Source organism: Agrobacterium sp. GD03872, assembly GCF_029840625.1.
GTDB lineage: Bacteria > Pseudomonadota > Alphaproteobacteria > Rhizobiales > Rhizobiaceae > Agrobacterium > Agrobacterium fabrum_A.
Genome location: NZ_JAOCCY010000004.1, coordinates 547561 through 573449 on the forward strand (window position 1 = coordinate 547561; position 25889 = coordinate 573449).

Sequence of the window (25889 nt, forward strand, 5' to 3'; positions counted from 1 at the left end):
TGTCACTCTTGGAGGTTCAAGACTGTGGCGCCGGCGCGGCATCGACATTATTCCCCGAAAGGAATGGGCGGATGCGCAACCATGCAAGGTGGATCAAAAGCGCGATGAGCGCCAGCGCGGAAACGACCGAGATCAGCAGGAACGTATCGTTGTAGGCAAGCACATAGGCCTGCCGGCTGACCTGCTGGCCAAGCAGCGACAGCCCTTCCGCCTTCAGCAGCGCCGGATCGGTGATGACGTGGCTGTAGGCGCCAGAAAGCTGCGATACGCGCTGGGCGACCAAGGGATTGGTGAGCAGGATATTTTCCACCAGAACATTGGAATGGAATTTTTCCCGCAGCGTTACGAAACTGCCGAGCAGGCCGGTCATCAGCATCGAGCCGGTGATCTGCGTGAACAGGAAGATGGTGATGAAATTCACCAGATAGGGCGCACCCCGGGCCAGCGCCGCCGCAAAGCCCTTGGACATGACCGGCGGCAGGAACATGGCGGCGCCAAAGGCGATCATCATCTGGCTGAGATACATCTGCTCCGGCCGCGTCAGGTCGTTGGACTGACTGTCCATGAACGAACCGGCCGCAATCAGTATCAGGGCAATCACATGGGCCGTGTCGACATATTTTGTCAGCATCAGCCAGGCGCAGGCAGCGCCGCCGAGCACGGTGGCGAGAAGCACCAGCCCATAAAGTGTGGTCGTCTGGTCGTTCAGCAATCCGAGTTGCTGATAGAAGCTGACCGCCGTGGAGGATTGTTCCGACGAGACCGCCCGGTAGACCAAGAGCACGGCCATGGCGTGCAGGTTGGTTTTGGAGAAAATCCAGCGCAGATCGAGCAGCGGGTTCTTGCGTGGCAGTTCGATGAAGGCCATCAGCGTCAGAAGCGCGATGGATGTCGCCAGAAGAACGCCCAGCCACCATGTTTCGAACCACCAGTAGAACCGGCCGAGCGTCAGCATCACCGCGAGACAGCCAAGACCGCCCGCAAACAGCAGATAGCTCAGAATATCCATGCGCTCGATGACTTTTGCGCGCGGCGGCGGTGTGACCTTGAGGACGTAGATCATCGCGAAGGAAATCAGCGCGAAACCCACCTCCATGGAATAGAGCGTATTCCAGCCGTCGACTGCCAGGAGCGTGGGCGAGACGATGCGCGCCAGCGGCGCCGACAGCAACGTGCCTGTAAGCGCGATGCTGAAGCCGAGCGAGAATTTCCGCGCAGGCGGAAAGGCCTCCAGAATGTAGAGAAAGCCAAGCGACGAAATCGGCGCCGCCGCCATGCCGCTGACGAAGCGGATGACGATGGCCGAATGCAAATCCGTCACGAAGAGGTTCAGACAGGAAGCGACCACGAAAACGATGATCGAAACCTCGGCGAAGGGCCGTAGCCCATATTGCGCCCGCACCTTGAAAAGCGCGATGGAGAAGGTGGCATAGGGGGCCATATAGGCGGCGGAAAGCCAGGCGACTTCCGCCACCGTCGCGGAAAACTCGCCCTGCAGCTGGTAGATATTGGCCATGACGAGGTTCATGCCCAACCCTTGCGTGATGAAGAAGGACAGGCCTGCGAAGATGAAGCAGAGCCTCTGCCACAAGGGCCGCTCCAGCGGCTGAGGTGCGGCGGGCGCAGCAGGTTCCGGCGCGCTCTCGCCCGCGCCGGAAGCGCTCACCGGCGCAGCGGGTTCTGCTGCCGGAAGGGCGGCCGGCTTGGCATTCGCCTCGGCATTTTCGGAAACGGCTCCATCCGTTGTCTGCGGCAACAGGGTGCTCACGATTGCGCCCTCTCGACCGCCAGATTTTGCAGATTGGCAGAAAGTCGCCGCATCACGTTCAGGGCCATGGCCAGCTCCTGAGAGGAAATATCGGCGGTAATCTCCGAGCGCAGCGACTTTGCTACCGCCTGCACCGTCTCGGAGGTCTTCTCGCCCTCATCCGTCATGTGGATGCGTTTGGCGCGGCGGTCGTTTTCATCGGAGCGGCGCTCGATGAGATTCTGTTTCTCCATGCCGTCGAGTACCCGCACCAGCGTCGGCGTTTCGATTTCCATCTCCTCGGCAAGCTCCGTCTGCGTCAGCGGCCCACGGCGCGACAGCGCAAAAAGCGCCCGCGCCCGCGCCAGCGTCAGTCCGCTTTCCCCTACCCGCGCATCGAAAAACGCGCGCAGTTTGCGGGTGAAAGCGGAGACTTCATCCAGAAGCTGTTCCTTGTCGGTCTCGCGGGACATGTCAGCAAGCCTTATAATTAGCATACTACTTATTTTCTGCCTATTTATTCGTAAGCCTGATGATTTTCAAGTTTCTTTCATGCCGGGTCTGCCATGCGGTAAACTCATGGCAGCGAATCACCTTGCCGGAAGAGTCCGGCATCTTGCCCCACCCGCCTGTGGATTATTGGGGACAACTGAAGAAGTGATCAGGCTTCGCAGAGCGGACGTCAGCCTGCCATAGAGTGTTGCAACAATATCATTGACTGCCATGCCACAGAAAGCCAAACCCGAGGTTTAATGACAAAGGCAAAGGGAGATCGCGCAAACCATGAACGACGCTGTGAGAAAGATCACCCCCGCGCAGCCGGCAGAACCGCATTACCGCGAAGCGCCGAACAATATCGAGGCCGAACAGGCGCTGCTCGGCGCCATCCTCGTCAATAACGACGCCTATTACCGCGTGTCGGACTTCCTGAAGCCTGTGCATCTCTACGAACCGCTGCATCGCAAGATCTTCGAAGTGGCGGGCGATATCATCCGCATGGGCAAGACCGCCAATCCGGTGACGATCAAGACCTTCCTGCCGGCCGACGACAAGATCGGCGATCTGACGGTGGCGCAGTATCTTGCACGCCTGGCGGCGGAAGCCGTATCGATCATCAATGCGGAAGATTACGGCCGGGCGATCTATGATCTGGCGCTGCGCCGCGCGCTGATCCAGATCGGCGAGGATGTCGTCAACATCGCCTATGATGCGCCGCTCGACATGCCGCCGCAGGCGCAGATCGAAGACACCGAACGCCGCCTGTTCGAACTGGCGGAAACCGGCCGTTACGACGGCGGCTTCCAGTCCTTCAACGATGCCGTGGCGCTGGCGATCGACATGGCCGGCGCTGCCTTCGAACGCGACGGCAATCTCTCCGGCATTTCCACCGGCATTCATTCGCTCGACGCCCGCATGGGTGGGTTGCAGCGCTCCGACCTTATCGTGCTTGCCGGTCGTCCGGGCATGGGCAAGACCTCGCTTGCCACCAACATCGCCTATAATATTGCCGCATCCTATGAGCAGGAGGTGCAGCCGGACGGTTCGTACAAGGCCAAGAACGGCGGTGTCGTCGGTTTCTACTCGCTCGAAATGTCGTCCGAACAGCTGGCGACCCGTATCATTTCCGAGCAGACGGAAGTGTCCTCCTCGAAAATCCGCCGTGGTGACATCACCGAGTCAGATTTCGAAAAACTCGTCGCCTGCAGCCAGATGATGCAGAAGGTGCCGCTTTATATCGACCAGACCGGTGGTATCTCGATTGCCCAGCTGTCCGCCCGCGCCCGCCGCCTGAAGCGCCAGCGCGGCCTCGATGTTCTTGTTGTCGACTACGTTCAGCTGATGACCGGCTCCGGCAAGAGCGGCGAAAACCGCGTGCAGGAAATCACCCAGATCACCACGGGTCTGAAAGCGCTCGGCAAGGAACTCAACGTTCCGATCATCGCTCTGTCACAGCTCTCCCGTGCGGTGGAAAGCCGCGAAGACAAACGACCGCAGCTTTCCGACCTGCGTGAATCCGGCTCCATCGAGCAGGACGCGGACGTGGTGCTGTTCGTGTTCCGCGAGGAATATTACGTCAAAAACATGGAGCCGCGCGATCCCGCAGACCCGAAATATGCCGAATGGGAAGCCCTGTTCGACAAGGTAAAGGGCACGGCCGACGTCATCATCGCCAAGCAGCGTCACGGACCGACCGGTACGGTGAAACTCGCCTTCCAGTCCGAGTTCACCCGCTTCGCGGACCTGGCCGACCCGAGCTTCAGCCAGTACGAAGAACATTGACACACAGCCACACAGGCTATCGCTGAGAAAACACCACCCCGTCCGGTTTCCGGACGGGGCGGAATCTTTTCAATGGCTTGGCACTGACACTTCAGAACCCGATTCATCGGGTGCCCTGCCTGGCAAAGCGACGACCTGATCGCCGGTGCGGATGCTGCTCTGGCGGTGGGTGATGGCGATGATGGTGATATCGCTGTCGACCCGTCTTAACTGCTCCATGATTTCCCGCTCCGTCTCCTCGTCCAGCGCCGAGCTTGCCTCATCGAGCAGCAGAATGGAGGGTTCACCGTAAAGCGCACGGGCAATCGCAATGCGCTGACGCTCGCCGCCGGAAAGCTTCAGCCCCCTTTCCCCGACAATCGTATCGAAACCTTCCGGCATCGCCTCTATCCTGTCGAGTATCGCGGCGCGCTCGGCCGAGCGGCGCAGTTTTTCCTCATCCAGCACCCGCCCGAGGACGATATTGCTGCGCAACGTATCGTTCAGCAACTGCACCTCCTGCGGAACGATGCCGGCAACGGCAAACCAGTCGTCCCGGCCGATGGCGGTCAGATCGGTGTCATCGATGGTGATGCGACCGGATTGCGGCGCCATGGTTTTCTGCAGAAGCCGGAAGAGTGTCGATTTTCCGGAGCCGGTCTCGCCGGTGATGAAGGTCAGGCGTCCCGGCGCTGCGGTGAAAGAAACACCTTCAACACCGCGACCGTTTTCGTAACGAAAACCCACCTTATCAAACCCTATCGCTTTGCCCGACAGCTGCAGCCGGCTGACATTTGAAGGCTCCTCCTCCGCTGGCTCATTCCACATGCGGGCATAGGGCGCGAATTGGGCGAAGGAACGGACCGCCTCGCTGATCGATTGCCCGATCAGTTCGAAGGGCATGTTGAGCTGAAGCAGAAGCGTGTTGAAGAGAACGATATCGCCTATCGACAGGGCTCCCGCCTCGTAACGCGGCAGCAGCAGATAAAAGCCGATGACCATCTGCGCGGCGAGTGCAAGCGAGATGGTGAAGACGAAGCCGATGCGGCGCAGGGAATAAAGCCGCCAGTTGCGATAGATCGAGCCTGCATTATCCGCGAAGCGACGCTTCATCCACGCCGTGCTGCCCGTGTGCCGCAAAGGCTCGATCATGCCGATGGCGTTTCCGACAAAACCGGCATTCTCCTGCCCGGCTTCGATGGCCTTTTCCAGAAAAGGCGTGGTCAGGCGGTTCGAGGCGAGCGTGAGCGCAATGAAGGCCGCGCCGTAAACGACGACTATGGCGACCAGATCCGCACTGAGGACCGTTCCCAGCAACAGGGTGCTGAACAGGAACGTCGCGATGCCCGGCACGAAATAGATGAGGCCGATCTGCATGATCGCCGAGGCGGCCGAAGCGCCCCTTGTCTGCGCAGCCTGAATTTCCGCCGGGTTGTGATCGTTGAAGAAGGACGGTTTTTTATGGACGATGCGCTCGAAGAAGCGTGTCGTCGCGACATATTCAAGCCGCTCCGAATGGATGACCGACATATATTGCGTGGAGCGCTGAATACCCGTCGCCAGTGCCGTCAGGCCCGCATAGAGCGAAAAACCGAGCATCCATTGCAGCGGCGCATCCGGCAGATCGTCGATCAGGCGGGAAAACACATAAGGCCCGGCGGTGGCGAGAACAGACCCGAGCAGGATCGTCAGCAGCAAAAAGGTGATGGACGGCCATGACGTCTTCAGGTCTTCGGCATAGATTCGGGAAAGCGGTCCGAATGCAACTTCGCGATTGCCTGTCATCACTCTCTCCCGCCCGGCGCTGCTTGAAAGATACGGCAGGCACTGGATAACGGCTTGCAAGCGCCTGCTCAAGTCCGGACTATCGTCCTGCGTTCACATTCAATATTCCGCATGGAACGGGTTTTCGCCCTCTCCTGCCCGTTCTACTCCCAAGGGCGGAATCTTTTCAACGGTTTGACCGGATTGTCTCACAATCCGATTCCGCGCAGCAGCGCCACGGCCGCAACACCGAGCGTTGCGGCCGGCAGAAGGCTGAGGCGCAGCGCAGCGGCGGCGGTGATTGCGCAGGCGATGGTTTCCGCCAGACCGCTGGCGAGCGCGGTCGGCGTCACCACGGCCATCAGGACGGCGGGCGGCACCACGCCGAGCGCCTTTTTCAGGCGCGGCGTCAGCGTAAAATGAGTGACGAGCAACAGGCCGCCAAGGCGCGTGGCGACGGTTGCCGCCATCATGGCAAGGATCGTCAGCAGCGTATTCGGATCAAGCGTCATGCCGGCTGCTCCGCCTGTTCCTCGTGGCCGAAGGCGGCGACAGCCAGACCCGCCAGCGCACCGGCGGCGATGTACCAGGCGCCGGGAACCAGCGCGTGGGTAAGACAGGCGGCGGCGGCGCTTGCCAGAAGCACGAAGCCGGTTTCCCTGCCCTTCCAGAACCCCATGAGCAGCACGATGAAGACGGCTGGAAAGGCGAAATCCAGACCGATGACCGACATGTCCCCCACCACCGAGCCGAGCAGCGCGCCGGCAAGGGTTGCGAGGTTCCAGACGAGATAGATCGAGAGCGCAGCACCGGTGAAGAAGGCCGCCGTCAGCCTGCCGGCGATGACGCGGAATTCGGACAATGCCCAGGATTCATCCGTCAGCACCAGCATGGCGGCATATTTGCGCCAGCCACTGAAATCATCCAGCTTGCCGGCGATGGAGGCGCTCATCAGCACATGGCGCAGATTGACCAGCAGCGCCGCAAAGCCGAGTGCGCTCCAGCTTGCCGGATGCGTCCATAGATCCATCGCCACGAATTGCGAACCGCCGGCAAAGACCAGCAGCGACATCAACGACGCCTCAAGCGGCGACAGGCCCTTGCCGATGGCGACCGCGCCGAACACCACGCCGATGGGCACCATGGCGACCAGCAATGGCGCGGCGGCCCGCAATCCGGCGCTGAATTCCGCGCCTTTTCCCGATATCGACATCGCATTCTCCCTTTCGAAAGAGAGGGATTACGCTTGCGACATTCTTCGGTCTTGAACGAAAGTGACGTCAGGCGGTTTTCTGCTGAAGCGTCGCTTTTTCTTTTGTCGCATTTCCGAACGGAAATGCGGGCTTTGAACTCAGGCCAACCGGAACTGCCCCGGTGTGACACCGGTGCGGGCCTTGAAATGCCGGGTGAAATGCGCTTGGTCGGCAAAACCGCACATCGCCGCCACCTCGGCCGGCATCTCGCCGGCGCGCAAAAGCCGGCGCGCCCTGCGGATGCGCACATCCGTCAGATAGGCATGCGGGGTGATGTGAAACTCTTTCCTGAAAGCGCGAATGAGGTGCGCGCGGCTGAGACCGGCAATGGAAGCCAGTTCCTCAAGGCCGATATCGGTCTCGTAATTGTCGGAAAGATAGTCGCGGGCGGTATAAACCGCCGTTTTCTCTCGTGTTTCGACGGGCAGGACAATGGCGCTGCCGTGCCTGCCGAACAGGGCGGCGAGAACCGAGAACATGCCCTCATCCGCCTCCAGCGCCCCGGTCTTGGCCTCAAGCCGTCGATGCGCCATCTGGAAGGCGGCCGCCATCTGCGGATCATGCGGCAGAAACCTTGGAAAGGACGGCGTGCCGTGAAAGGCCCTTCCCGTCACATCCTCGATAATATCGCGCAGCAAGACGATATCGGGATAGATCATCCGATAACGATAACCGCCGCCGCCCGGCGCGCCGTCGTGAACCTCATCCGGGTTGATGAGATAAAGATGTCCCGGTCCCGTCTGCTCGGTGGTGCCCTGAATGGTGGAAATCTGCGAACCGCTTTCGATCGCGCCGATGGAGAAAGTATCATGCGCGTGCGGGGAATATTCATGTGTCAGGAACGTCGCGCTCAGACATTCCATGCCGCCAAAACGCCGGTCGCGCCAGAAACGCGTGGTTTCCGTCGCGGCAATCGGCATGACGTCTATGGCCTGTTCCTGCGAAACATTGTGCATGGAACGAGTTTAAACCAATCGGCCATTACCGTCTTGAACAAAAGTGCCCGAGCTTCATTCCGGCGCATTTCCACAAATGCGCGGAATGAAGCTCTAACACTTTGAATCTATGCATCGTGCTTTGCAAAAATCGATAACGATTTTTGCGCCGATGCTGTAGGGTCCGCGAGGTTCCAATCAACCGGACGCATGGCATGACAGACGACTTCGAAGACAGCTTTCCCGAAAACGAAACCGACACTTTCGAGCACGCGCCGCTGAGGCTGACCGTCGATCTCGGCGCGCTCGCCGATAATTGGCGGGACATGAAGAGGCGTTCCGGCAAGGCGCGGACGGCGGCTGTGGTCAAGGCCGATGCCTATGGTCTCGGTATCGAGGATTGCGGGGCGACGCTTTACCATGCCGGCGCGCGCGATTTCTTCGTGGCCACGGTGGCCGAGGGTGCGACGCTGCGTTCCTATGCTCCGGAAGCGCGCATCTTCGTGCTGTCAGGCATATGGCAGGGTCAGGAACGGCAGGTCTTCGACAACGATCTTGTGCCGGTTCTGGCCTCCGAGGAGCAGCTGTCCTTCTGGATGGCGACGGTTGCCGAGCGCGGCGACCACCCCTGCGCGCTGCATGTGGATACCGGCTTCAACCGCCTCGGCCTGCCCCTCGACGACGCGCTGTTTCTGGCCGACGACGTGACGCGGCCGGCAAGTTTCGACCCGGTTCTGGTGCTGTCGCATCTCGCCTGCGCCGACACGCCCTCCTCGCCAATGAACAGGGTACAGCTCGAATCATTCCGGAAGGTTAGCGCTGCTTTCGAAGGTATCGAATCAAGCCTTTCGGCTTCCGCCGGGATTTTCCTCGGCTCGGACTATCATTTCGATCTCACTCGCCCCGGCATCGCCCTTTATGGCGGCGAAGCGGTCAACGGCATGGCGAACCCTATGCGGCCCGTCGCCACAGCCGAAGCGCGGATCATCCAGATACGCGAGGCCGGCGAAGGCCAGACCGTGAGTTATGGCGGCACCTTTCTGCTGAAACGCGCAAGCCGCCTTGCCATCGCTTCCGTGGGTTATGCGGATGGATATCAGCGTTCGCTTTCCGGTTCCGGCATTCCGCTGCGCGAAATGGGCCATGGCGGCGCCTATGGCGTCGTCAACGGCCACAAGGTGCCGGTCGCTGGCCGCGTGACCATGGACCTCACCATTTTCGACGTGACGGATGTCCCGGCCAACGCCATCCGTGCCGGCGACTATATCGAGCTTTTCGGCCCCAATGTGCCGGTCGACGAGGCCGCACAGGCGGCCGGCACTATCGGTTACGAGATGCTGACGGGGCTTGGCCTGCGGTACGAGCGGCAATATCTGATGGCCGACGACTGAGCCACGCCTTTAGCCCTTGGAAAGCTGCCGCGACCTGTGCTAGAAGAGAACAAAAGGAGATCGAAATGCCCGAAATCCATTTGAGCGAGCAGGACGAGAAGTTCATCGAGGAGCAGGTGGCGGCGGGCATCTACAGCGATGCGGACGCGGTTATTCATGCAAGCCTGCAATTGTTGAGCAGTGATGAGGGACGACTCGCGGAGCTCCGGAAGATGATTCACGAAGCTGACGCAGAGTTCGAACGGGGTGATTACGTGACCTTTTCGACGGATGATGATCTGACCGCCTACATCATCGAACGCGCCAGAAACGAAAAGTGACGAAGGCCCGCATCTATTCCCTGTCATCGCGCGCCATTCGTGATCTTATCCATCTCTATAAATTTCTGGAGGACAAAAATCCGGTCGCCGGCGAACAGCTTGTGTCGGCCATTGAGCGGAAAATCCGGGATACAGCCCGGCTGGGTCTGACCGGAGTTTCCCGTGACTGGATCAGCAGCGGTCTTCGTGCGGTAAATCACAAAAATCGCTGCATCTATTTTCGTGTAAAAGAAAACGAATTGCGCATATTGCGCATCGTCCACGGCCATCAACACATTGGCGCCGAAGACGTAGAAGAAGAAAACTGACACAAGATGGCCAAAGGCAAGACCCAATTTGTGTGCCAGAACTGCGGCACGGTTCACACCCGCTGGGCGGGAAAATGCGAAGGCTGCGGCGAATGGAACACCATCGTCGAAGAGGACCCGATGGGCGGCATCGGCTCCGGACCGGGCAAGACGCCAAAAAAGGGCCGGCCTGTCACCCTCACCTCGCTTTCCGGCGAGATCGAGGAAGCGCCGCGCATTCCGACCGGCATCAGCGAACTCGACCGGGCAACCGGTGGCGGTTTCGTACGCGGTTCGGCGGTTTTGATCGGCGGTGATCCGGGTATCGGCAAATCGACACTCCTCATGCAGGCCGCAGCGGCTCTTTCGCGGCGTGGGCATCGTATCATCTATGTCTCGGGCGAAGAGGCGGTGGCGCAGGTGCGTCTGCGCGCGCAGCGTCTCGGGGCTGCGGAAACCGATGTGCTGCTGGCGGCGGAAACCAATGTCGAGGATATTCTGGCGACGATTTCCGAAGGCAAGCGGCCCGATCTCGTCATCATCGATTCCATTCAGACGCTGTGGAGCGACACGGCCGATTCCGCCCCCGGCACGGTGACGCAGGTGCGCACCGGCGTGCAGGCGATGATCCGCTTCGCCAAGCAGACCGGCGCGACCATGGTGCTCGTCGGCCATGTCACCAAGGAAGGCCAGATCGCCGGTCCGCGCGTTGTCGAGCACATGGTCGATGCCGTGCTTTATTTCGAAGGCGACCGCGGACATCATCATCGCATCCTGCGCACCGTCAAGAATCGCTTCGGGCCGACCGATGAAATCGGTGTGTTCGAAATGTCGGATCGCGGCCTCCGGGAAGTCTCCAACCCCTCCGAACTGTTTCTCGGCGAACGCAACGAAAAGTCGCCGGGCGCTGCGGTTTTTGCCGGCATCGAGGGCACGCGGCCCGTGCTTGTCGAAGTGCAGGCGCTGGTCGCCGCCACGTCGCTGGGTACGCCGCGTCGCGCCGTGGTCGGCTGGGACAGTTCCCGCCTCGCCATGATTCTCGCCGTGCTGGAGGCCCATTGCGGCGTGAAGCTCGGACAGCATGATGTCTATCTGAATGTCGCCGGCGGCTACCGCATTTCCGAACCGGCGGCCGATATGGCGATTGCCTCGGCGCTCGTTTCCTCGCTTGCCGGTCTTGCCCTGCCTGCCGATTGCGTCTATTTCGGCGAAATCAGCCTGTCGGGCGCGGTGCGCCCGGTCTCGCATACGGGCCAGCGATTGAAAGAAGCTGAAAAACTCGGTTTTTCCGCCGCACTTCTGCCTTCTGCTTCGGCTGAATTGCCGAAAGGCGGCAAGGGACGCTGGACGGAAATCGAAAGCCTTCCGGACCTCGTGGCCCGCATCGCCGGCTCCGGCAACCGGTTCAAACAGGTTGAGGACGACGAATATTGATCCTTTCGCCAAGGGAAACAGTGGTGTAAGAGGATCGCAAAATTGGCAAGGCAGCGTCTGACAAGGCGTCGCACCTCCGGAGTTGGTATATGCCCATTACAATTTTCGACGGCATCGTCATCGCCGTTGTTCTTTTCTCCGCCATTCTCGCGATGGTCCGCGGCTTCTCCCGCGAAATCCTGTCGATCGCGAGCTGGGCCGGTTCGGTCGCCGCCGCCTATTATCTCTATCCGGTCCTGCTGCCCTATGCGCGCAACTATACCGATGACGACAAGATCGCCATTGCCGGTTCGGCGGGCGTCGTCTTCCTCGTCTCGCTGATCGTGATTTCCTTCATCACCTCGCGCATTGCCGATTTCATCATCGACAGCCGCATCGGCGCGCTGGATCGCACGCTCGGTTTCCTGTTCGGCGCGGCGCGCGGCATTCTGCTGCTCGTCGTCGCGGTCGCCTTCTGGAACTGGCTGGTGGATGTGAAGACGCAGCCGGAATGGGTGACGCAGGCGAAGTCCAAGCCCTTCCTCGACGGGCTGGTGGGCAAGCTGGAAGCGGTTCTGCCTGACGATATCGAGCCGCAGATCCGCGCCCGCATCCTTGGAAAACCGCAGGAGCCGACGGCCGCGCAGGCGCCTGCGGAAGATGTACCGGCGACAAATCCGCCGGCAACGAATAATTGACACAGTGTCGCGCCTTGCAATGCATGCAAGGCGCGCTATTTGTGCTAAATATCAAGCACGACACAGACGGACCGACCGGGGGAAACACTCACCGGAGAGGTCTTTCTTTTTTTCTCGGTAGAGAGCAAGGGCAAGCCGGATGATTGAGCCGCTTTCGCATTCCACTTTCCATGAGGCCACGTTCAAAGAAGAGATCGACGGCGACACGCTGCATGAAGAATGCGGCGTTTTCGGCATTCTCGGCCATGCCGACGCCTCGGCGCTGACCGCGCTCGGCCTGCATGCGCTTCAGCATCGCGGCCAGGAAGCGGCGGGCATCGTCTCCTTCGATGGCAAGCGTTTCCATCAGGAACGCCATATGGGCCTCGTCGGCGATCATTATACCGATCCCGCAACGCTCGCCCGCCTGCCCGGCTCCATCGCCATTGGCCACACCCGTTATTCCACGACCGGCGAAGTGGCGATGCGCAACGTGCAGCCGCTATTTGCCGAGCTGGAAGAAGGCGGTATTTCCATTGCCCATAACGGCAATTTCACCAACGGCCTGACGCTGCGCCGCCAGATCATCGCCACCGGCGCCATCTGCCAGTCGACGTCGGATACCGAAGTCGTTCTTCATCTCATCGCCCGCTCGCGCCACTCCTCCACCGCCGACCGTTTCATCGACGCCATCAGGCAGATGGAAGGCGGTTATTCGATGCTGGCGATGACGCGCACCAAGCTGATCGCCGCCCGCGATCCCATCGGCATCCGCCCGCTGGTCATGGGCGAGCTTGATGGCAAGCCGATCTTCTGCTCGGAAACCTGCGCTCTCGATATCATCGGCGCGAAATTCGTCCGTGACGTTGAAAACGGCGAAGTCATCATCTGCGAAATCCAGCCTGATGGTTCGATCACCATCGATGCGCGCAAGCCTTCGAAGCCGCAGCCGGAGCGTCTCTGCCTGTTCGAATATGTCTATTTCGCCCGTCCCGATTCCGTCGTCGGCGGCCGCAACGTCTATACGACGCGCAAGAACATGGGCATGAACCTTGCCAAGGAAGCCCCGCTGGACGCCGATGTGGTGGTTCCGGTTCCCGATGGCGGTACGCCGGCAGCACTCGGTTTTGCGCAGGAAAGCGGTATTCCGTTCGAATACGGTATTATCCGCAACCATTATGTCGGCCGCACCTTCATCGAGCCGACCCAGCAGATCCGCGCTTTCGGCGTCAAGCTGAAGCATTCCGCCAACCGGGCGATGATCGAGGGCAAGCGTGTGGTGCTGGTGGATGATTCCATCGTGCGCGGCACGACCTCGGTGAAGATCGTGCAGATGATCCGCGAAGCCGGCGCCAAGGAAGTGCATATCCGCGTCGCCAGCCCGATGATCTTCCATCCGGATTTCTACGGCATCGACACGCCCGACGCCGACAAGCTGCTCGCCAACCAATATGCCGATGTCGAGGCCATGGCGAAGTTCATCGGCGCCGATTCCCTGGCCTTCCTGTCGATAGACGGGCTTTACCGCGCGGTGGGCGGTGAAAACCGCAATCCGGCGCGTCCGCAGTTCACGGACCATTATTTCACCGGCGATTATCCGACCCGCCTCCTCGACCAGAATGGCGAGGCGATGGGCAGCAAGATTTCCATGCTGGCCAGCAACGGCTGATACGCCTCAAACAAAGCGGCCATCCGGCTTCCGGTGGCCGCTTTTTTCTTGCCTTTTGTTCAGGCCATCGCACGCGAAGATATAATCGCTTGCGAAAGGCCGGCGGCGCTTCGTAGAAGGAAGCGCAATCATTTCGGGGGAGACAATGACTATCGATCTTAAGGGCCGCATCGCTCTCGTTACCGGCGCTTCGCGCGGCATCGGCTACTTCACGGCGCTGGAACTCGCCAAGGCCGGCGCGCATGTCATCGCCTGCGCCCGCACGGTGGGCGGCCTTGAGGAACTTGATGACGCCATCAAGGCCGTCGGCGGCACGGCGACGCTCGTTCCCTTCGATCTCTCCGACATGAAAGCCATCGATGCGCTGGGCGCGAATATCTTCGAACGCTGGGGCAAGCTCGATATTCTCGTCGCCAATGCCGGCGTTCTCGGCGTCATCTCGCCGGTCGGCCATATCGAGGCGAAGGTCTTCGAAAGGGTCATGAACATCAACGTCACCGCCACCTGGCGGCTGATCCGCTCGGTCGAGCCGCTGCTTCTGAAGTCGGATGCCGGCCGCGCGTTGATCCTGTCTTCGGGCGCCGCCCACAGCTGTCGCCCCTTCTGGGGTGTCTATTCCACCTCCAAGGCGGCTGTTGAAGCGCTGGCCCGCACCTGGGCAGCAGAAACGCAGAAGAGCGCGCTTCGCGTCAACAGCATCAATCCCGGCGCAACCCGCACGGCGATGCGCGCGCAGGCCATGCCCGGTGAAGACCCGGCCACTGTGCCGCATCCGTCAGAGGTGGCCGCGGCCATTCTTCCGCTCGCCTCGCCCGATCTCAAAGAAACCGGCAAGCTCTTCGTGGTGCGGGAAAAGCGTTTCGTGGATTACCGCCAGCCGGAATAAGCGCGACCGGTCCGATGCGGGATCGCCGACGGCAAAGCCGGCAATCCCGCCTGCCTGCCTGAAAGAAGGAAAGCGCTTCTTCGCTTGCGTGACGGCATGCTGCAAAAACGTCGTATAGCTCTGCTACGAAGACTCCGGATCGTTTTTGCCGACGGCAAATAAATCTGCGCCATTGTCCAGACCGGTCACAATTCTTTCAGACGCATATATCGAGCAATACATTCAAATTTCCTGATTTTACTGCCGCATTTCCAAAGCTTCATCTCCACGGCGCTGCAGATCCGCCATCGCATGCGGGTCTCTTTTCAATGGGAATATCCGGATGAAAAATGTTGCTTTCTATTTCTTCACCGCAGCCGTGCTCTGTGCAGCGGCCGGCATGATCTGGGGTGTGCAGATGTCAGTCTCCAGAGACCACTCGCTGTCCATGGCCCACGCCCATCTCAGCCTCGTCGGCTGGACGACGCTTGGCCTGTTCGGCCTTTATTACACCGTGACACCGGACGCCGATGGCACCGTGCTTTCCAGAACACATCTCGCCATCGCCCTTGCCGGCGTTGTCAGTCTCGTGCCCGGCATCGCTCTCGTCCTGACCGGCGGCACACCGCTTCTGGCGGTAGCGGGTTCGTTCCTGACCGTCACGTCGATGCTGATCTTCCTCGTCACCGTGATACGAAACGGCATCGGCCGCAAGCCTGCCTGACACAGCCGGGCAGGCTCTTGACCAACGGCCTGCCCCGCGCCATAACGCAAGTCATGAAAACGACGATCTGCACCTGCTGCTGAAATAATTTTTGCTGGTTTACCGCCGGCCAGATCGTTTTCGTCTCCCCGCAAGGTCCAACAGACAAACGGTCCGGCCAGGACAATATTCTGCCTTTAGGGAACTGCCGCATGTCCTTGCGCCTGAAATTTCACAATACACTCACACGCGAAAAAGCGGAATTTGCACCGATCGACGCTGATAATGTGCGCATGTATGTCTGCGGTCCGACGGTCTATGATTTTGCCCATATCGGCAATGCGCGCCCGGTCATCGTGTTCGATGTTCTCTACCGGCTGCTGCGCCACGTCTTTGGCGAAGACCATGTGACCTATGCCCGCAACATCACCGATCTCGATGACAAGATCAACGCGCGGGCCCTGAGGGATTATCCGCATCTGCCGCTGAACGACGCCATCCATGCGGTGACAAAAAAGACCGCCGACCAGTTCCATGAGGATGTGGCCACGCTCGGCTGCCTTCCGCCGACCGTCGAACCGCGGGCCACCGACTACATCGCGGAAATGATCGACCTCATCGAGAAGCTGATCGCCCGCGGCCATGCCTATACGGCTGGTGGCGAGGTGCTGTTCGACACCCGCTCGATGGCCGATTACGGCCAGCTTTCCAAGCGGCCGCTGGACGAACAGCAGGCCGGTGCGCGCGTGGCGGTGGAAGCCCACAAGAAGACCCCCGGCGATTTCGTGCTGTGGAAACTGTCCTCGGACAATGAACCGGGCTGGGAAAGCCCCTGGGGCCGTGGCCGTCCGGGCTGGCACATCGAATGCTCGGCCATGGCCGGTCGCTATCTCGGCGAGGTCTTCGATATTCACGGCGGCGGGCTCGACCTCATTTTCCCGCATCATGAGAACGAAATTGCGCAATCGCGCTGCGCCAACGGCACGCATGTCATGGCCAATGTGTGGATGCATAACGGCTTCGTGCAGGTGGAAGGCCGCAAGATGTCGAAGTCCGAGGGCAACTTCGTGACGATCTATGAATTGCTGCACACGGAGAAATTCGGCGGCCGAAAATGGCCGGGCGAGGTTCTGCGCCTTGCCATGCTGATGACACATTATCGCGAGCCGATCGATTTTTCCGTGAAGCGTCTAGAAGAGGCCGAACGTCTGCTCGCCAAGTGGCCGGCAGCGGAAGCCTCCGATGCAGCACCGGATGAAACCGTGCTCGAAGCGCTTGCCGACGATCTCAATACCGTTGCCGCCGTGCAGGCGCTGCATGCGCTGGCGCACGCCGCCAATCTGGACCCATCCAGACTGCCCGCCTTTGCGGCGAGTGCTGCCCTGCTGGGTGTCCTGCCGAAGAAGGCGGAAATGGACGAGGCCATCGTTTCGGCCGTCGATGCGCTGGTTGAGCTGCGTCTGGAAATGTTGAAGGCGAAGAACTTTGCGGAAGCGGATCGTTTGCGTGATGAGCTTTCCGAGAAGGGTATTCAGCTGAAGGATGGCAAGGACAAGGAGACCGGGGAGCGGACGACGACGTGGGAGTTGAAGCGGTAGGCTCCACATTCGAGGCTCACCCCCCTCTGCCCTGCCGGGCATCTCCCCCACAGGTGGGGAGATCAATCGCGGTGACCGCTCGCCCAACTCTGACGCTGCGGATGGAGCGGGGAGTGTGCTTCTAGCCGATCTCCCCACCTGTGGGGGAGATGCCCGGCAGGGCAGAGGGGGGGGCAGACGGTCACCACAATCCGCTTGCGGTTTTGAGTTACCTCAACCAATCTTAGTTGAGGTACTAAACAGCGAGCCAAATCATGCCGCATGCAAACGTAGATCCGATGCATCGCAAATATGCGAAGCAGATGCGTAAAGTCATGACGGATGCCGAGCTGAAGCTCTGGAATGCCATTCGCGCTCATCGCCTTGAACGACTAAGTTTTCGCAGACAAATGCCGATTGCCGGCTTTATTGTTGATTTCGCCTGTTCGGATCATCGTCTGATTGTTGAGGTCGACGGTTCTCAACACACATCTGAAGCGGCACTGCGCTACGATCAGGCAAGAACTGCGCGGCTTCAGGAAGACGGCTGGACAGTCCTCCGTTTCTGGAACGAGGATATCCTCAGAGACATCGACAATGTCTGTCTCCACATTATCCGAACGGTGAAGGAGGACCGACCATGACGACATATACCGGCGGATGCCAGTGCGGCGCGATCCGTTTTCGCGCCTTCGGAGAGCTGAAAGACAGTTCCATATGCCATTGCCGCATGTGCCAGAAGGCTTTCGGGGCCTATTACGCGCCGCTGGTTTCGGTGCGCGGCGTGGCATTCGAATGGACCCGGGGAGAGCCGAAACGCTTCCAGTCATCGAGCGTCGTCAAGCGCGGTTTCTGCCCCGAATGCGGAACGCCGCTCACCTATGAGGCGCCTGACGGTGTGGCGGTGGCGGCCGGGGCCTTCGACGATCCCGCCGCATTGCCGCCGACCATTCAGTGGGGCGTGGAGCGCAAGATCGGTTTCGTCGACACGCTTCACACGCTGCCTGCCGTTGCCACCGAAGACGACCTGACGCAGGTGGATTACCTCGCCGATCTCGTTTCCTACCAGCATCCCGACCACGACACTGAAAACTGGCCACCGGAGAACAGATGATGAGCGAAGCAGGATTTTCCGGCGGTTGCCAGTGCGGCGCCGTGCGTTTCCATGCGGGCAAGCTCGGCCGGGCCTCCATCTGCCATTGCCGCATGTGCCAGAAACATTTCGGCAATTTCTTCGGCGCGCTGGTCAGCGCCGATCAGGCGCATCTGACCTGGACACGCGGCCAGCCTGCCCTCTTCCGCTCCTCGGCAAAAATCCATCGCGGTTTCTGCAACAAATGCGGCACGCCGCTGACCTATCATTATCCCGGCGGCGTGGAGATCGCCATCGGCGCTTTCGATGAGCCGGAGCGGATCGAGCCGCAGGTGCAGGTCAATTTCCATAAGCGCATGCCGTGGATCGAGCAGCTGTTCGGCAAGCCGGCCGTGGAACAGGGCGTGGACGAGGCGGAGATCACCTCCTATCAGCACCCGGATCACGATACGCAGGTCTGGCCGCCGGAAGACGAGCGCGCATGAGCGGGCCCGAGGGTTTCAGCGGCGGATGCCAGTGCGGCGCGGTGCGTTACCGGATAGGGGGCGATCTTCGTTATCCGCATCTGTGCCATTGCCGCATGTGCCAGAAGGCATCGGGCAATTATTTCATGCCGCTTGCCGCAAGTACGCTTACGCAGTTTGAAATGACCCGTGGCGAAGCGGCGTGGTTCCAGTCCTCCGATCACGTGCGTCGCGGCTTCTGCGGCCGATGCGGCACGCCCCTGTTCTACGACATGCAGGGCGCCGATTTCATCAATGTCACCCTCGGTTCGCTGGATGAGCCGCAGCGGGTAAGGCCCGAGGCGCAATCCAATCTCGCCGGCAAGATGCATTGGTTCGGCGCACTCGATGACTTGCCGGTGGAGCCGGAACCTGCAACGGATAACCCTCCCCCTCGGGTGAACAACCGACAGCACCCGGACCATGATACGGCCGAATGGCCAGCGAAGGACGATGACCCATGACCGAAGAATTGCGCGGCTTTTACCCCGAGATCGAACCCTTCGAGACCGGCATGCTCGATGTCGGCGACGGCCACACGATCTATTGGGAAAGGGTGGGCACGCGCGGTGGAAAACCGGCGGTTTTCCTGCATGGCGGCCCCGGCGGCGGGGTGAACCCCACGCATCGCCGCGTCTTCGATCCCGCCCTTTACGACGTCATCCTGTTCGATCAGCGCGGCTGCGGCCGCTCCACGCCGCATGCGGAGCTTGAAGCCAATACCACATGGCATCTCGTTGCCGATATCGAAAGGCTGCGCGAACTCTGCGGCTTCGAAAAATGGCTGGTTTTCGGCGGCTCCTGGGGCTCGACGCTGGCGCTCGCTTATGCCGAAACCCATCCCGAGCGCGTCAGCGAGCTGGTACTGCGCGGCATTTACACCGTCACGAGGCCGGAGCTGGACTGGTATTACCAGTTCGGCGTTTCCGAAATGTATCCCGACCGCTGGGAGAACTTCATCGCACCCATTCCCGAAGCCGAGCGCGGTGAGATGATGCAGGCCTATAACCGCTATCTCACCGGCGCCGACGAGGCAAAGAAGCTGGAATGCGCCAAGGCCTGGAGCCAGTGGGAAGGCGCGACCATCGCGCTTGTTACCGATGCCGACCGTGTCGAGGATTTCGGCGAGGATAAATACGCCATCGCTTTCGCCCGCATCGAGAACCATTTCTTCGTCAATGGCGGCTGGCTGGAGGAAGGGCAATTGCTGCGCGATGCCGGCAGGCTCAGGGATATTACCGGTGTTATCGTGCACGGGCGCTACGATATGCCCTGCCCGCTGAAATATGCCTGGCAGCTGGCCAAGGCCTGGCCGAGAGCGGATTTCCATATCATCGAGGCGGCCGGACACGCGATGAGCGAGCCGGGCATTCTTGACCAACTGATCCGCGCCAACGACCGTTTTGCCGGGAAATAACCTATTATTTCATCACCTTGCAATGGCCGGATAAGACAATGATTCATGCAGGGTTTCCTGCGTGAATCATTTCCTCCCGTCGCGGGGCAGCCCATTTCAAGGGCAGCGCGCCTTTTATTCATGCAGTTTTTCTCATGAACCCTTCACGGAAATGAATTGGCCGCCACTGTGGCGATCCGTTATAAAACGCCATCCGAACAATTGGCGGTACTCCCCATGGCACTCGACAAATCGCTCCCGGCCCAGGAGGGCGGCGACAGCGCGCGCGGTTTTGCTTTCGCGCTTTCCGCTTATCTGCTGTGGGGCTTTCTTCCCTTTTACATGAAGGCGGTTGCGCATATTTCGCCGATTGAGGTCATCGTCCATCGCGTCATCTGGTCGGTGCCGATCGCGGCGGTCGTGCTGATCGCACTCGGACGCACGGCGGAAATCCGCACGGCGCTGAAAACCCCGAAAATGCTGGCCATGGCGAGCCTGACGGCGGCTCTCATCAGCATCAACTGGGGCGTCTATATCTGGGCGATCGGCGCGGGCCGCGCGCTTGATGCCGCACTCGGTTATTTCATCAATCCGCTGTTCAGCATCTTCCTCGGCGCCGTGCTTCTCAAGGAAAAGCTTTATCCGGCGCAGATCGCCGCCATCGGCCTTGTGGCGCTGGCGGTGGCCATCCTCACCTGGCACGCGGGCAGCCTGCCATGGGTGTCCATCGCGCTCACCGTGTCCTGGGGTTTTTACGCCTTTTTCCGCAAGACATTGCCGATCGGCGCGACACAGGGCTTCCTGCTGGAAGTCATGCTTTTGTCCATTCCCGCCGTGCTGGTCATGATCTGGCTCGCCTTCAGCGGACAGGCGCATTTCATGGGCGGCAGTTCCGCCGATACCTGGCTTCTGGCGGCAAGCGGCGTGGTCACCGCGGTTCCGCTCATCCTCTACGGCAACGGCGCAAAGCTGCTGCGGCTGTCGACCATCGGCATCATGCAATATATCGCGCCGACGATGATCTTCCTGATCGCCATCTTTATCTTCAAGGAGCCTTTCGACATGGTGCGGATGGCGGCCTTTGCGATGATCTGGATCGCGCTGGCGATCTATACCGGCTCAAGCCTGATGCGGCTCAAGCGGTAAATTGCGGCGTCGTGCTATCTCCATCCCTCATTCCTGTGCTTGTCACAGGAATGAGGGAATCTGAAGTCAATAATCCATCAGCAGCTGCGGGTCCGCTTCGTAACCGAAACGCGGCTTGACGCCGAGAAGTGCGGCCGTCCGGGCGACGATTTCGCGGATCATCGGCGCTGCAGTGGAGGCCGCCGTGCGCCCGCCGTTCTCGCCCGTCTTTGGGGCGTCGATCATCGACAGCACGACATATCGCGGCCTGTGCATCGGAAAAGCGGCAACGAAAGTGTTGAAATTGATATCCTTGGCATAGCGGCCGTTGATGACCTTGTCGGCCGTTCCCGTCTTGCCGCCGACATGGAATCCATCGACCTGCGCGCGCCTGCCGGAGCCCTTTATGCCGTTCCAGTTGAAAAGATAACGCATGTCGGTGCTTGTCTTCCCCTTGATGACGGCGCGGGAAATCGCCGCGGCGTCTTCCTTGGAGCGCGACAGGAAGGTTGGCGAAATCAGGTTTCCGCCATTGACGAGCGCCGCGGCGGCCACCGCCGTCTGCAACGGGGTGGTGGCGATGCCGTGCCCGAAGGAAATGGTGACGGAATTGATCTTCTTCCATGTCGCCGGCTGGGTGGGCGTGGCCACACCGGGCATTTCGGTTTCCATGCGCGACAAAAGCCCGAGTTTCGTCAGAAACTGCTGGTGGCCTTCGATACCGACCATGTCGGCGACGGCGGCCGTGCCGATGTTGGATGAGTATTGAAACACTTCCGGGATGGAAAGCGGACGGTTCCGGCCCCAGAAATCCTTGATGGTGAAGCCGCCCATGCGGATCGGCCGCGATGCATCGACGATCGAATTGAGCGTGATCGCACCCGCATCCAGCCCCATGGCAAGGGTGAAGCTCTTGAAGGTGGAGCCCATCTCGAAAGTCGCATTGCTCATCCGGTTGAACCAGCCTTTTTCATACTCCCTGTCGATGCTGCCATCGGCAAGGGTACGGGACGGCTGGTTCGGATCGTAGTCGGGTACCGACGCCATGGCCAGCACCTCGCCCGTCTCCACATCCACGATGACCGCACCCGCCGCTTCCGCCTGATAGTCGTTTTTCGCCTTCACGACGATTTCGCGGACGGCGTTCTGCACCCGCAGATCGATGGACAGTCTTACCGGCTCCAGGGCCACGCCGCTCGCAAGACCGGTCGCACGCAGATCGGCCAGCCCCTGCTGGTCGAGATAACGCTCCATGCCGGCAAGCCCCTGATTGTCGACATTGACATGGCCGACGATATGCGAGGCCGTGGGGCCGCCCGGGTAAAACCGCCGCTTTTCCGGCCGGAAGCCGATGCCGGGTATGCCAAGGTTCAAAATATCCGCCTGCTGCCGGGGCGTCAGCTGACGCCGCAGCCACTGGAACCCGCTGTCCAGCCGCAATCTGCGGTGCGTCTCGCGCCAATCGAGGTTGGGGATGACGGTTGCAAGCTTTTCGACAACTTCGTCGGCGTCCACGATCCTGCGCGGGTCCGCGTAAAGCGACACCATGTTGAGATCGGTCGCCAGCAACCTGCCATTACGGTCGACAATATCGGGCCGGGAGGCCACCGCCGTCACGCCGGGGTTGATCCAGGCGGTAATCTCCGGTTCGACGAGGCCATATTGAACAAGACGCGCGGCAACGGCGACATAAAAGACGACGAAGACGGCGATTATGATCCCGAGTCTCGTTTTCGCATCCACCCTGCGACGGGTGGCGGACCCCATGATGACCTCCCTGCCCCGCAGGGAATTTCTTTTGACAATGAAATGCGCCCGGCTCTTGAGCCGCATCACAAAAGCAATCATTTCCGATAACACCCACGCTCTTGGCGGCGAAACAAATTTCGCGGTCAACCAACGCCTTGTTGACGCTGGCACAGGATCGGTCACGGGGCCATGAAAAGAGCGGGCGGAGCAACGCCGCAGTTAAATCTGTATTAATATACACTTAAAACTATAACGAACCGCATGGCGCTTCGTTAACGCTCTTTTGCTGAGTGATGGAGATCGTTACCCCGAAACCGCCGCCCACGCTGGGGCGACATGAACTACAGCCGGGATATTACCGAAGGATCGCCCTCAGGGTTCTGCTGCGCCAGCGCCCGCTCGATGATGGCGGGCACGATGTCCTTCACCTCGTCGACGACCAGCGGGTTGAGAAGATGGGCGCGGTGGATGAAGCCCTGATCGCGCATGTGCTGCACCAGTTCCAGCATCGGGTTCCAGAAGCCGTTGATATTGGCGAAGACCATCGGCTTGGCGTGACGGCCAAGCTGCGCCCAGGTCATGATCTCGACAATCTCTTCCAGCGTGCCGACACCGCCCGGCAGAGTCACGAAGGCATCCGAGCGCTCGAACATCATATGTTTGCGCTCGTGCATGTCCTTGGTGATGACGAGTTCGTTCAATTGTCCGAGAGAATGGCGCGTTGCCTCCATATCGACCAGAAATTCCGGTATGATGCCGGTCACTTCGCCGCCATTGGAAAGAACGCCGCTGGCGACTGCGCCCATGATGCCCTTGGTGCCGCCGCCATAAACGAGGCGAATGCCGTTTTCGGCAATGGATTTCCCAAGCGCACGGCCGGCTTCCATATGAGCCGGATCGCGTCCGGGCTGGGAACCGCAATAAACGCAGATGGATCGAATCGTTGTATTTTTGTCCGTCATGAGGGGAAGGAACTATGCGAGATGCGACACGTCAAGAAAATTTGGGAAATCCCTTGCAAATATGGCCTTTTGCCCACTCGCCGCTTGTCTGGCGCATGGTAAGACGCTAGCAATCTCAACTCGTGTGAAAAGCTTGAAATACCCGGAGATTCCAGGATGAAAAACAATAAGGCCGGTTTGCTGGCGCTGATCGTGTTGGGGATTGCATCCCTGCTCATGATCTTTTTCGTCCTGCCGCGGATTTCCAATGACGGCAAACCGATCGGCGACGCCATCAACGAGGCGGGCAACGCCGTGAAGAACAGCGTTGAGATGGGCGGCGACAAGGCCGGCGATATCCTCACCGATGCGGCCGAGGAGACCGCCAATATTGCCGACAAGGTCGGCCGTCTGGCGGCTTCCGCAACCCAATCGATCAAGGACCTCTCGGGTCTTTTCGCCGACAGCAAGGTTCCGTCCGACGCCGATTTCGCGACAGCCCGCAAGAAAGTGGAAGCTTCGCTGAAGGAACTGACCAATATCGACATTCCCGAGACACTGGACGAAACCACCTCGCGGCTGATCACCACGGCGCGCACGGCAGCCGAGCGCACCACGGCGTTCCTGCGCGGCCTGCCCGACAGCGCCGCAGCCGCGGCGGCCCAGGTTCGCCGTCTGGCGGGTGTCTTCGCCGGCACTGACGACGGTGCGCCGAAACCGGCGGAGCCCGCCGCCGCACCCGCAAGCGGTGATGCCGCCCAGACGACGCCCGGCGCGCCGACCTTCGACGTGCTGCGCGTCGAGCCCGACGGTTCGGCCGTGATCGCCGGCAAGGCGCAGCCCGGCGCAAAGCTCGAAATCCTCAGCAACGGCAAGGTGATCGCCCAGACCAATATCGACGGCACCGGCGATTTCGCCGCCGTTTTCGACAATCCCCTGCCGCCCGGCGACCATCAGCTGGTATTGCGTTCGACCGATGCCAACGGCAAGGCGACGCAGTCCGAAGAAGTGGCGACCGTTTCCGTGCCTGACGGCAAGGCGGGCGAGCTCCTCGCCATGGTTTCCAAACCCGGCAAGGCAAGCCGCGTGCTGGCCATGCCGGAGGCCGCGCCTCCGGCGCTGAAGCCGCAGGACACACAAGCGCAGCAGCCGGCGGCGACATCCGAGACCAGCGCCAACGCTGCGGCCGGCGCAGCGGCTCCGTCCGCCGCCAGCGCAGCCCCCGGCGCTCCGCTCACATCGAGCGTTCAGGTTACCGCCGTCGAATTCGAGGGATCGAAGATTTTCGTCGCGGGTTCCGCACCCGCCGGTTCGACGGTGCGTGCACTGGTCGATGACAGGGAAATCGGCAAGAGCACGACGGAAGCTTCCGGCCATTTCGTCATCGAAGGCGACGTCGATCTGGCCGTCGGCAGCCATATCATCACCGTCGAGGAACTGAATGCCGACGGCACGGCGAAAGTGCGCGTGCGCGTTCCCTTCGAGCGGCCGCAGACCGATCAGGCGACCGTCGCCATGCAGGCACCGTCCGCCTCATCATCGTCGACCGCGGCACCGGCTGAAAACCAGAGCACGGCAAGCGACCGCGCCGCTTTCGAAAAGCTCCGCAACGATGTCGCCAAGGCCTTCGGCATCCTCACCAATCTCTACAAGGATCAGGCGACGCCGGCGCTCGACCAGGCCATTGCCGGCCGCTCCGCGGTGGTGATCGGCCTCAAGTCGCTTTCGGAATTCCGTACCGCAGCCGCAACCGAACCCGCCTTCACCGCCTTTGCCGGCGATATCGCCGCCAAGGCGCGACAGCTGCTGACATCGGTCGAGGCATGGCCGAACGACGTGGCGGCAATCGGCAAGGGCATCGCTTCGCTGGCAAGCCGGCTGGCCGAACTCCACATTACGGCGCCGCCCGCTCCCGCGCCGCAGGCGCCGGTCGGTCCACAGACCTTCGAGCAGGCGCCGCTCGCCGAAAGCCAGAACAGCGTCATCATCCGCCGCGGCGATACGCTGTGGCAGATTTCCCGCCGCGTTTATGGTCAGGGCGTGCGTTATACGACGATCTATCTCGCCAATGAGGACCAGATCAAGAACCCTGACCTGATCGAGCCCGGCCAGATTTTCGGCGTGCCGAAAGAAGCCCTGCCGAATGCGGAGGAACTTCACCGCAATCGGCTGAAGGGCCGCTCCTGAGCATTTGATACGTTGCGGTGAACCTGCGACGGTCC

The 25889-nt window shown here is 60.6% G+C and carries 25 protein-coding genes; 17 read left to right on the forward strand and 8 right to left on the reverse strand.

The window, feature by feature from the left end:
- Positions 1-16: 16 nt before the first annotated feature.
- A complete protein-coding gene (locus tag N5D22_RS13700; RefSeq protein WP_279655493.1) occupies positions 17-1768 on the reverse strand; it encodes an MFS transporter in 1752 nt (583 codons plus the stop codon).
- Positions 1765-2220 carry a MarR family transcriptional regulator gene (locus N5D22_RS13705; RefSeq protein ID WP_279655494.1) on the reverse strand — a complete coding sequence of 152 codons (456 nt, stop codon included), beginning with the start codon at positions 2218-2220 and terminating at the stop codon, positions 1765-1767. Before N5D22_RS13705 ends, N5D22_RS13700 begins: the two co-directional genes overlap by 4 nt.
- A gap of 310 nt (positions 2221-2530) precedes the next feature.
- On the opposite strand from N5D22_RS13705, the gene N5D22_RS13710 reads away from it, so the two are divergent.
- Positions 2531-4027, forward strand: a complete 1497-nt coding sequence (locus tag N5D22_RS13710; protein WP_065115307.1) for a replicative DNA helicase — start codon at positions 2531-2533, stop codon at positions 4025-4027.
- Positions 4028-4096: 69 nt separating this feature from the next.
- Here the strand turns inward: N5D22_RS13710 and N5D22_RS13715 are convergent, their stop codons facing one another.
- The 4 genes from N5D22_RS13715 to N5D22_RS13730 all read right to left on the reverse strand — a co-directional run bounded on the left by N5D22_RS13715 (position 4097) and on the right by N5D22_RS13730 (position 7979).
- Complete coding sequence (locus tag N5D22_RS13715) at positions 4097-5791, reverse strand: ABC transporter ATP-binding protein (protein WP_279655495.1); 1695 nt, start codon at positions 5789-5791, stop codon at positions 4097-4099.
- A gap of 188 nt (positions 5792-5979) precedes the next feature.
- Entirely contained in the window at positions 5980-6282 is a 303-nt protein-coding gene (locus N5D22_RS13720; protein ID WP_279655496.1) for an AzlD domain-containing protein, read from the reverse strand.
- Entirely contained in the window at positions 6279-6983 is a 705-nt protein-coding gene (locus tag N5D22_RS13725) for an AzlC family ABC transporter permease (RefSeq protein ID WP_279655497.1), read from the reverse strand. The genes N5D22_RS13720 and N5D22_RS13725 overlap by 4 nt, the downstream gene beginning before the upstream one ends.
- A 138-nt stretch (positions 6984-7121) precedes the next feature.
- Positions 7122-7979, reverse strand: coding sequence for an AraC family transcriptional regulator (locus N5D22_RS13730; protein ID WP_279655498.1), 858 nt, complete (start codon positions 7977-7979; stop codon positions 7122-7124).
- A 194-nt stretch (positions 7980-8173) separates the two neighbouring features.
- Between N5D22_RS13730 and alr the strand changes: the two genes are divergently transcribed.
- The 15 genes from alr to rarD all read left to right on the forward strand — a co-directional run bounded on the left by alr (position 8174) and on the right by rarD (position 20998).
- Complete coding sequence (alr, locus tag N5D22_RS13735) at positions 8174-9349, forward strand: alanine racemase (protein ID WP_279655499.1); 1176 nt, start codon at positions 8174-8176, stop codon at positions 9347-9349.
- A 65-nt stretch (positions 9350-9414) separates the two neighbouring features.
- Positions 9415-9669, forward strand: a complete 255-nt coding sequence (locus N5D22_RS13740; protein WP_003520710.1) for a type II toxin-antitoxin system ParD family antitoxin — start codon at positions 9415-9417, stop codon at positions 9667-9669.
- Complete coding sequence (locus N5D22_RS13745; RefSeq protein ID WP_279655500.1) at positions 9666-9977, forward strand: type II toxin-antitoxin system RelE/ParE family toxin; 312 nt, start codon at positions 9666-9668, stop codon at positions 9975-9977. The genes N5D22_RS13740 and N5D22_RS13745 overlap by 4 nt, the downstream gene beginning before the upstream one ends.
- A gap of 6 nt (positions 9978-9983) precedes the next feature.
- Entirely contained in the window at positions 9984-11390 is a 1407-nt protein-coding gene (gene radA / locus N5D22_RS13750; RefSeq protein WP_279655501.1) for a DNA repair protein RadA, read from the forward strand.
- An 89-nt stretch (positions 11391-11479) separates the two neighbouring features.
- Entirely contained in the window at positions 11480-12067 is a 588-nt protein-coding gene (locus N5D22_RS13755; protein ID WP_279655502.1) for a CvpA family protein, read from the forward strand.
- 139 nt (positions 12068-12206) lie between these two features.
- Positions 12207-13715 (forward strand): amidophosphoribosyltransferase, encoded by a 1509-nt coding sequence (purF, locus tag N5D22_RS13760; RefSeq protein ID WP_279655503.1) that lies wholly within the window; start codon positions 12207-12209, stop codon positions 13713-13715.
- 145 nt (positions 13716-13860) lie between these two features.
- A complete protein-coding gene (locus N5D22_RS13765; protein WP_020809110.1) occupies positions 13861-14601 on the forward strand; it encodes an SDR family NAD(P)-dependent oxidoreductase in 741 nt (246 codons plus the stop codon).
- Positions 14602-14923: 322 nt separating this feature from the next.
- Complete coding sequence (locus N5D22_RS13770) at positions 14924-15304, forward strand: hypothetical protein (protein ID WP_279655504.1); 381 nt, start codon at positions 14924-14926, stop codon at positions 15302-15304.
- Positions 15305-15495: 191 nt separating this feature from the next.
- Entirely contained in the window at positions 15496-16881 is a 1386-nt protein-coding gene (gene cysS, locus N5D22_RS13775; protein ID WP_003520700.1) for a cysteine--tRNA ligase, read from the forward strand.
- Positions 16882-17135: 254 nt separating this feature from the next.
- Positions 17136-17504 (forward strand): endonuclease domain-containing protein, encoded by a 369-nt coding sequence (locus N5D22_RS13780; RefSeq protein ID WP_279658939.1) that lies wholly within the window; start codon positions 17136-17138, stop codon positions 17502-17504.
- Positions 17501-17974, forward strand: a complete 474-nt coding sequence (locus N5D22_RS13785) for a GFA family protein (RefSeq protein WP_279658940.1) — start codon at positions 17501-17503, stop codon at positions 17972-17974. Before N5D22_RS13780 ends, N5D22_RS13785 begins: the two co-directional genes overlap by 4 nt.
- A complete protein-coding gene (locus tag N5D22_RS13790; protein ID WP_059752385.1) occupies positions 17974-18438 on the forward strand; it encodes a GFA family protein in 465 nt (154 codons plus the stop codon). Before N5D22_RS13785 ends, N5D22_RS13790 begins: the two co-directional genes overlap by 1 nt.
- Positions 18435-18920: a GFA family protein gene (locus N5D22_RS13795; RefSeq protein WP_279658941.1), complete on the forward strand. Its 486-nt coding sequence runs from the start codon at positions 18435-18437 to the stop codon at positions 18918-18920. The genes N5D22_RS13790 and N5D22_RS13795 overlap by 4 nt, the downstream gene beginning before the upstream one ends.
- The gene (gene pip, locus N5D22_RS13800) at positions 18917-19873 is read left to right on the forward strand and encodes a prolyl aminopeptidase (protein WP_279658942.1); all 957 of its coding nucleotides are present in this window, start codon (positions 18917-18919) and stop codon (positions 19871-19873) included. Before N5D22_RS13795 ends, pip begins: the two co-directional genes overlap by 4 nt.
- A 216-nt stretch (positions 19874-20089) precedes the next feature.
- Positions 20090-20998, forward strand: a complete 909-nt coding sequence (rarD, locus tag N5D22_RS13805; protein WP_279658943.1) for an EamA family transporter RarD — start codon at positions 20090-20092, stop codon at positions 20996-20998.
- 66 nt (positions 20999-21064) lie between these two features.
- Here rarD and N5D22_RS13810 read toward each other — a convergent pair whose 3' ends face one another.
- Positions 21065-22825 carry a penicillin-binding protein 2 gene (locus N5D22_RS13810; RefSeq protein WP_279658944.1) on the reverse strand — a complete coding sequence of 587 codons (1761 nt, stop codon included), beginning with the start codon at positions 22823-22825 and terminating at the stop codon, positions 21065-21067.
- 242 nt (positions 22826-23067) lie between these two features.
- On the reverse strand, positions 23068-23688 hold the full coding sequence (locus tag N5D22_RS13815) for a TIGR00730 family Rossman fold protein (protein ID WP_279658945.1): 621 nt from the start codon (positions 23686-23688) through the stop codon (positions 23068-23070).
- Between the two features lie 156 nt (positions 23689-23844).
- Between N5D22_RS13815 and N5D22_RS13820 the strand changes: the two genes are divergently transcribed.
- A complete protein-coding gene (locus N5D22_RS13820) occupies positions 23845-25854 on the forward strand; it encodes a LysM peptidoglycan-binding domain-containing protein (RefSeq protein WP_279658946.1) in 2010 nt (669 codons plus the stop codon).
- Positions 25855-25889 lie beyond the last annotated feature (35 nt).